This window comes from Vibrio sp. 947 (assembly GCF_033339115.1).
GTDB lineage: Bacteria > Pseudomonadota > Gammaproteobacteria > Enterobacterales > Vibrionaceae > Vibrio > Vibrio alginolyticus.
In genome coordinates this window covers 56,655-64,712 of the sequence record NZ_JAWOTX010000029.1, presented here as the reverse complement: position 1 = coordinate 64,712, position 8,058 = coordinate 56,655, and the positions used below count along the sequence as shown (strand labels likewise).

At 42.6% G+C, this 8,058-nt stretch carries 5 protein-coding genes; 2 read left to right on the top strand and 3 right to left on the bottom strand.

The annotated features are described in order from the left end of the window. Positions 1-143 precede the first annotated feature (143 nt). The 3 genes from R7Q39_RS25085 to R7Q39_RS25075 all read right to left on the bottom strand — a co-directional run bounded on the left by R7Q39_RS25085 (position 144) and on the right by R7Q39_RS25075 (position 4,276). The gene (locus R7Q39_RS25085) at positions 144-485 is read right to left on the bottom strand and encodes a hypothetical protein (protein WP_017820239.1); all 342 of its coding nucleotides are present in this window, start codon (positions 483-485) and stop codon (positions 144-146) included. A 10-nt stretch (positions 486-495) separates the two neighbouring features. Next, positions 496-2,409: a tetratricopeptide repeat-containing diguanylate cyclase gene (locus R7Q39_RS25080; protein ID WP_005387588.1), complete on the bottom strand. Its 1,914-nt coding sequence runs from the start codon at positions 2,407-2,409 to the stop codon at positions 496-498. 610 nt (positions 2,410-3,019) lie between these two features. Continuing rightward, entirely contained in the window at positions 3,020-4,276 is a 1,257-nt protein-coding gene (locus tag R7Q39_RS25075) for an aromatic amino acid transport family protein (RefSeq protein WP_318077006.1), read from the bottom strand. A 379-nt stretch (positions 4,277-4,655) separates the two neighbouring features. On the opposite strand from R7Q39_RS25075, the gene R7Q39_RS25070 reads away from it, so the two are divergent. Both R7Q39_RS25070 and R7Q39_RS25065 read left to right on the top strand, forming a co-directional pair. Continuing rightward, entirely contained in the window at positions 4,656-5,090 is a 435-nt protein-coding gene (locus R7Q39_RS25070; RefSeq protein WP_005375870.1) for a GNAT family N-acetyltransferase, read from the top strand. Between the two features lie 292 nt (positions 5,091-5,382). Further along, a complete protein-coding gene (locus R7Q39_RS25065; RefSeq protein WP_318077005.1) occupies positions 5,383-8,046 on the top strand; it encodes a nitrate reductase in 2,664 nt (887 codons plus the stop codon). Positions 8,047-8,058: the final 12 nt, after the last annotated feature.

The window sequence follows — 8,058 nt, the reverse complement described above, 5'->3', positions numbered from 1 at the left end:
CTGAAACTCGGTATGTTGTTTAAGAACTGATCAACATGGGGCTACCATGTCTTCTCACCGAATTAAGCAACAAAGCCCATCGAACATGCATGAAAAGTGAAAAGCAGAAAATACGAGTGTACCGTCTGCTTCAAGAGGGGGGGTTATTTAGTTGGAGCGGGTTGAATAGTTGCCATTGGTTTCTTAGGTTCGGCTTTTTCCTTAGGCAGCACGTTATCAATCCACTTTTTAATGTACAACTTATCGAATTCTTTATCACACCACTTTTTGTTTAATCCACGTCGATTGAACTCAGCACCAATCGCCACTTTGGTTTGGTTAGTTGCACGGTTGTAGTAGAGAGTTTCACATAGTTGAGTGTTACTCATTTGCTGGGCATATACGTTGACACTGCTGCTGCGCATTCCCAGTTGAGATGCTTGCTGATTACTACACGCCATAAGAAATAGAGGCGCAAAAGTAATAATGATTAGATTTTTTTTCATGTGTGCTTTTTTATGATGTAGGATGAATGACGAACTGGTTTCTACCAGCTTGCTTCGCATCATACAAAGCTTGGTCTGCCAAGAAAAACCATTGATCCCATTCTTGTTTAATTATTTGTGCCGACAGTTTGTCCACTGCTCCAAGGGAAATTGTCGCGTTTAATGGTTTAGAGTCAACCACCAATGGCGTGTTTTCAACAGTATATCTCAATCGCTCCAAAAACTTAGCGCAATCTTCAGCTCGCTGTACTTCGAATAATAGGACAAACTCTTCTCCACCCCAACGAATGAGTAGGTCACCAGAGCGAGTGGATTCATTAAATAGCGTGGCAATATGAGTCAGCATTTTATCGCCAATATCGTGTCCATATTGATCATTAAAGGTTTTAAAATGATCAACATCTAAAACTGCTAAGGCAAATGTTCTATCTGGGCTTCTACGAGCCATTTTGTCCAGCCAAATGTGAAGATAGCGACGGTTATGCAGTTGAGTTAACGGATCGGTAGTATTTTCTTGAGTGAGTGCTTTATTAATACGTCTAACGCGCAGTACGTAACGAAAACCAACGACACCAATTGCCGTAATAGCGATAAAGTAGAACATTTCTCGATAGCGCTGCGAACGCAGTTCAGACGCTTGTAGCGCATTTTTTGTTTCTAGCAATTTGAGTTCTTTCTGGGCTAACTTAGCTTCGAGATCAAACTTAATGTTAATCATCTCTTCACCATGAATATGATGAGAAAACTCAGCCTCCAGCTCTCTTAATTGGGTTAAATAATGAAAAGCGGCTTCATAGTCATTAAGAATTTGATGAGCGTTTACCAGTACCGAAAGCATATCAATACGCTGCCGCAGCTCTAATTCACTGGTTGACTTGGTTTGTTCTAGAACGTTAAGCGCTGTTGTAATAGCTTTATCGTATTGTTTGTTTGCGAGGTAAGCCTCTGCAAATGCCTCGTAACAAGACGTTTTTAGCATTTCTAGATTTTTTGGAATGGGCAGGTCTACGCAACGTTGTGCGACCATTAATGCATCATCAATTTTTCCTACCGAGCTCAACATTTGTGAAAAGCTGGATAAAGAGTGGTGCTTGACTGTGTCAGACCCCGTTTGCATTGAAAGTCGAATGGCTTCATTGAAATAATATTCCGCTTTTTTGTTATCTCCGAGGCTCGAGTGAACGATGCTAAGGTTTGCGTAGATAACCCCCATAAAAAAGCTATTATCGTATTGATATTCGCTCTCTAGGTAAGTGTCGAGAGCTTGCGTTAGGTAACTGTTGGCCCGAGCCCAATCTGATGCGTCGATGTAGACCGTCCCAATGTTGTTCAGTGTCATCGCGACTTGTATTTCAAATACTGTTTTTTCTAATAACTCATAGGCATTGCGATAATATTTTAGGCCACTGCGTAGTTGATTTCGAGATACTTCTAGATTGCCTAACCAGCGGTAAGCACGGCCTTCTAATGCTAGATAACCAAGATCACGGGCTGTAGAAACAACGTCATGGAGTAACAATTCTGCGTTCCAGTTATCGTCTTGCTCAATCATTGTTACAGCCTTATTGAGCTGTGCTTCAGCGACGACCCATTCCAAATGGTGCTTTTTACCGAATTCGATTAAATCGGGCATATCTTTCGGTAATGGAACGCCTTCGTAACGCTTAAGGTACTTTCGTGCAAAGTAATACAGAGCAAGAGACTCCGCTGATGCATTCTGTGGCGCATTTAACTCATCTTTTTGAATTGATCGCGGCTTACCCATCGAGCGAAAGTAGAGTTTTAACATGGGCTTGCTTTCTGCTGAAATGTGTTCTTCCAGATAAGCTTGCTTTTCGGTACTCGCCAGTACGTTGGTGGGATGCAAGAAAAGTCCAAGTGCAGTACAAAGTGCGCAAGCCAGTTTTTTAATTGAGAAGTGCATGAGCGTATTAATAAAATGTGATCTCTTAACCGAATACCAGTTAAGTCTACCATTTCTTGTTGGTTAAGTGCGGATGGATTCCCAGTGGCAAAGTGTTTTGGGAGTGAGATACGAGAAGGATCTCTATAATATTATGATTTATAAAACAAAATCTATTGAAAACTTATGCAATGATTAGGCGATGGTATAGATAAGGTAACGATGACAGGTAGGCGAGCATATTCGGTGGACTCAATCTAATGATTTAAGCCGCGGATTCATCGCTCAAAATCAGGGCGAAGTGTAAAAAATTACGTTTCTGTCATAAATATTTAATGTTTGTATGGGTTGTTAAAAAACTGGATATTAGACATAGTGTTATTAAGCCAATAAAAAATGGCTTTTATAATAAATAGGAGATTAACTATGCATAATGAAATGATTCAACCTTCGCACTTCGGCATTATCGGCCGTACCTGCATCGCTTCAGTACTTATGATTGCGGGTGTTTTCGCTCTTATTTAAGAGTCAAGGGTAACGATGATTACCTTTTAAAGAGTAAGAAAATTCAGGGAATCACCTTAACCTTGTGTAAGGTATTCCCCTGAAAATCCAAGCTAGTCTTTAGTTATTAGCTGAAGAAGCTAAAAATCAATGCACTTACCGCCACAATGCCTGCTGCTAGAACAAAGTAAGTAGAGACATTTCCTCGATATTGTTTCATCGCCTCGATTTTATACACCGCTAACATTGGCATAATAAATAAGATCATTGCAATAACAGGCCCTGACAATGCTTCCATCATACCAAGAATACTTGGGTTCATGATCGCGGCCGCCCAGATTGAGAAGAACAGTGCTGCCACGCTGATACGATCAACACGCTTCTCAGGTAGGTTAAAATGCTTGTTAATTAAACCATTTAAGCTTTCACGCGCACCTAAAAAATGCCCAAGGAAAGATGAAGTGATAGCGACAAACGCTACTAAAGGACCAAGTGTTGCAATAAATGGATTATCGGTTGCGTTCGCTAAGTAAGACAATACGGATACGTTTTGTTCTTTTGCTTGAGCCAATTGTTCAGGTGACAGTGTTAGCACACAGGAAAATACAAAAATAAGAACAAAGGCAATCAGCATGATGCTAGTGCGACGAAGAATAACTTCGGATTTGGCATCTGCCTGCTTACCGTAATGGCGACGTTGTACATTTGCAAAGCTTGAAATTGCAGCTGCGTGACTAAACGAGAAAATCACTACAGGAACTGCTAACCACATAGTGCTAGCAAAAGCTGACGCTTCTGGCACATCCATGACAGGCATGGTCCAGTTCGGTATTAAGTAAAATGATAGAAAGGCAAGAATGGCAACAAGTGGGAACACCATAATGGCAAAGGCCCGTAGCATTACTTTTTCACCCGCCATCATAATAGCAATTAGTGCAAACACTAGTACGCCAGAAAGCAAAGGTCTAGGTAAAGAAGCCATATCAGCCTGATTTACCATGAAGCTATCTACTGTGTTTGTTATTCCAACACCATATATCAACAGGATCGGGAAGATCGAAAGAAAATACAGCAGTGAAATAGAACGGCCTGCTTTTGCGCCGAAGTGCTCTTCCACTACATCAGTGAAGTCTGCGTTTTTGATCTTAGAAGATAGTACAAAACGAGCTAAGCCACGGTGCGCAAGATAGGTCATTGGAAAAGCAAGTACTGCCATCGCGACTAAAGGCCAAAAACCACCAATCCCAAGGTTAATTGGCAGAAACAGGATGCCTGCGCCAACGGCTGTTCCAAATAGGCTAAGAACCCAATGTGTATCATGTTTTGACCAAGCTGTGGTTATATTTATTTCACTAGGATTTAAGGCATTTCGAGATTCTTTCACTTTAAAACTCGCTTTTATAAAAATAATAATGCTGAAAATGGTAAAGGTTTTAGTGTTTATTATCACACGCGAAGCTTGGTGAATAATGCTGTGAATTTGGGGTGGTTGTAAATTATCCAACTATGAATTTTTCAATAAACCAGAATAAAGTTCTTAAATTTAATGCATTTAATGGTCGTATGTATTGAAATTTTCATCTTGTGTGGTTTTTGATTTTGCGGTTAAAACTTAATCACGGATGTATGTTCTAAGTGAGTTAGGCCTAATTTTCAGGAAGAATATTACATTTCTTAAGCACTTAATTGAGATGTGTGTGTCCCGTCATTTAGATGAGATTTAGGTATACTGCTGCCATTCATGTTAAAGAAGGAGTCATTGAATGGACATCTTGTCTGCGCAAAAAGAGGACTTATTTGCCATATATAAGCTCGAAAATACTTTATTTGGAGAACACGCCTATCCTCAATTTTTCTTTCGGCAAGCTTTTGATTGTTGGGGAGAGAGTTTACTGGTAGCAAAAGAGGGAGAGCAGGTCGCAGGGTATATATTGCTAACGACTAGCACAAATGCACATCAATATTGGATCATGTCATTGGCCGTCGATATTCAACATAGAGGTAAAGGTATTGCGCGTTCCCTCCTTGAAAACGTTATTGCGCCGTTGACGTTAGGCTCAAGCGTGAAATTGACTGTCGATCCTAAGAACCAACCTGCATTGTCTTTATACCTCTCCCTTGGCTTTAAAACGTTAGAAGAAGAAGCGCATTATTTTGGTGACGAAGAATCCAGGTTAGTTATGGAATTAGTAAAGTAATACTGCACGATAATGACCGAAGTTTGCACACAATCAGTGCGTAGCATTGCGTTGCTATAATTGGTTTTAAGCTAACCTTTTGTATAGTAAGGATTTTTAATCTTGGCGCCTCACTTGCTTAACATAAACGTTCATCGATAACTCGATGCACCGCTCTCAATAGCAGGCGAGAGCGGTATAGGGTATTACTTTTTGAAAATGTACTAACAGCGTTAAAGGCATTGCTGCCTCTCTCGATTCGGGAGAGGCTTTTTTTTGCTAGTAAGTTGGGCTGAATCGAACTGGAGGTGTTATGTCGCAAGGATGCAAAAAAACCACTTGTCCCTATTGTGGTGTTGGATGTGGTGTTGAGGTCAATGCGAAAGGAATCGTTGGGGATGCGTGTCATCCTGCAAATGCGGGCTCACTGTGCGTAAAGGGCGTCGCGTTGGCAGAGAGCTTGAATATGCCTTCGCGTTTGCTGTATCCAAAGCTTGTCACCAAGCAGCGACCTCAAGGGCAAGAAGTACAATGGCAACAAGCCACGGATCTAATTGCAGAAAAGATTCATCAAGCGAAAGCGGAGTTTGGACCTGATTCCGTCGCTATGTATGTTTCTGGTCAGTTGTTGACGGAAGACTATTACGTCGCCAACAAACTCATGAAAGGCTATGTTGGCAGCGCAAACATCGATACTAACTCCCGTTTGTGTATGTCTTCGGCAGTTGCGGCTCATGTACGAGCATTTGGTGAAGATGTCGTTCCCGTCAATTACGACGATATTGATAAGACTGAGCTCTTGATAATTTGCGGTGCTAATACCGCTTGGACGCATCCTGTTTTATTCCGACGTATTCAACAAGCGAGAGAAAACAATCCTAACCTCAAGCTGGTGGTCATTGACCCGCGTGAAACGGTCACTGCACAGCAAGCGGATTTGCATCTACCGATTAAAAACGATGGGGATGTATCACTTTTTAATGGGCTGCTTAAGTTTCTTATTGAGCAGCAATGCATTGATTCTGAATACATAAATTCCTATACCGACGGGTTTGATACACTTAAAGAAGAAGTCTCTGACTTGCGTTACGATGTCACTAATCTAACGTCTTCAATTGGCATTTCAGAAGAAAAACTCACGACATTCTTCCAATGGTTTGCGCAAAGCCCAACCGCAATCACGTTGTTTTGCCAAGGGGTTAACCAAGCCGAAAATGGTGTCGATAAAGGCAATGCCATTATTAATGCACACTTGGCGACAGGTAAAATTGCCAAGTCAGGTTGCGGGCCATTTTCTATTACAGGTCAACCGAATGCGATGGGTGGACGAGAAGTGGGTGGTTTGGCCAATCAGTTAGCGGTTCATCGTGCTTTTGACGCAGAGTCTATCAAGCAAGTGCAGACGTTCTGGGATTCACCAGAAATTGCCACTCAGCCCGGTTTAAAAGCCGTTGAACTGTTTGAGGCGGTAGAACGTGGTGAGATTAAAGTGCTGTGGATCATGGCAACCAATCCTGTTGTCTCTTTGCCAGATAACCAATTGGTGAAACGTGCACTAGAGATTTGTCCGTTTGTGATTGTTTCCGATATCACAGCGGATTCGGATGTCGCGCATTACGCGGACCTGTTGCTGCCCGCCGCTGGTTGGGGGGAGAAACAAGGCATGGTCACCAACTCTGAGCGTCGACTTTCAAGGCAGCGCCAGTTTCAAGCGCCTCCGGGTGAAGCAAAGTCAGATTGGTGGGCGATAAGCCAAGTCGGACAAGCTCTGTGTGCATTGGAAAAGACACAAAATGGTTTTGCGTTTACTTCAGAGCGGGCGGTATTCAGGGAATATGCGGCGATGACAGGCATAAATGCAGATTCGCCATTGAAGCTAGATCTTTCTCAATACGCGAACTTAACCGAGCAAGAATACGAAGAGTGGGTGCCAACACAATGGGGAGGAGAGCGCCCTTTTGCTGATGGCGTCTATTCGCACCCAGATGGTAAAGCGCGTTTTGTCGTGACCAGTGAATCTCCGACGCGTTTAAAGAGAACAAAAGGCTGGTGGTTCAATACGGGCAGGCAACGCGACCAATGGCATACCATGACGCGCACAGGTCATATCGCACACCTTGCCGCCTCTGAGTTAGAACCAACCGTGTACATGAACACACTCTCTGCCACTCAAAATCGCTTAAAAGCAGGACAACTCACCAAGCTGTTTCAGCCTACTTCAAACACCGGTATTTATGCCAAAGTTGCCATTGATGAAGGTTTGGGTTTTCAAGAGCTGTTTATGTCAATGCATTGGGCGGGTCGATATGGCGGTGAAAGCAGTGTTAACGCGATAGTAAACAGCGCAAAAGACCCTATTTCTGGGCAACCTGCGTTTAAGTCATCTTATGTTGAAGTGCAAGATGCGGCGGTAAAAACCTACGGTATGTTCATCGGTACACAGTTTGATTCCGGTAAATTTCTCTACAGCGCATTTCAAGCAGAAAGCAATTTGGGCATTTGGCGCTTTGCACACGATAAGCGACCAAAGAAGCAGAGTTTTTGTCGAACGGAAAAGAGCCGCAGAATTACGATAGATATTGCCCAAGGTTGGCTAGCGGTGGATTACGACCTTGTTGGAGACGTTCGTATCATTCGCTCTGTTTTGGTGGTGTCTAGTGAACCGATTCAAACCGACTACACCAACTTTACTGGCTTGATTGGCAAACCGATGGAGCTATCGCAACTGCTTACCATCACTCAATCGCAAAGCAGTGCCAAACTGGTTTGTAGTTGTTTCCGTGTCACTGATAAACAAATACATGACGCGATGGAGAAACAAGACTGCACTTCACTGACTCAACTTCAAAACAAACTCAAATGCGGCACTAACTGTGGCTCGTGCGTCTCTCAAATCAAACAAATGGTCGACAGCCATCAGCATCAAAAGGGCAAACAGCAAGCGAACGAGCAAAGTTTGGCTATTCAAATAAAGTAAGTTACAAAGAGG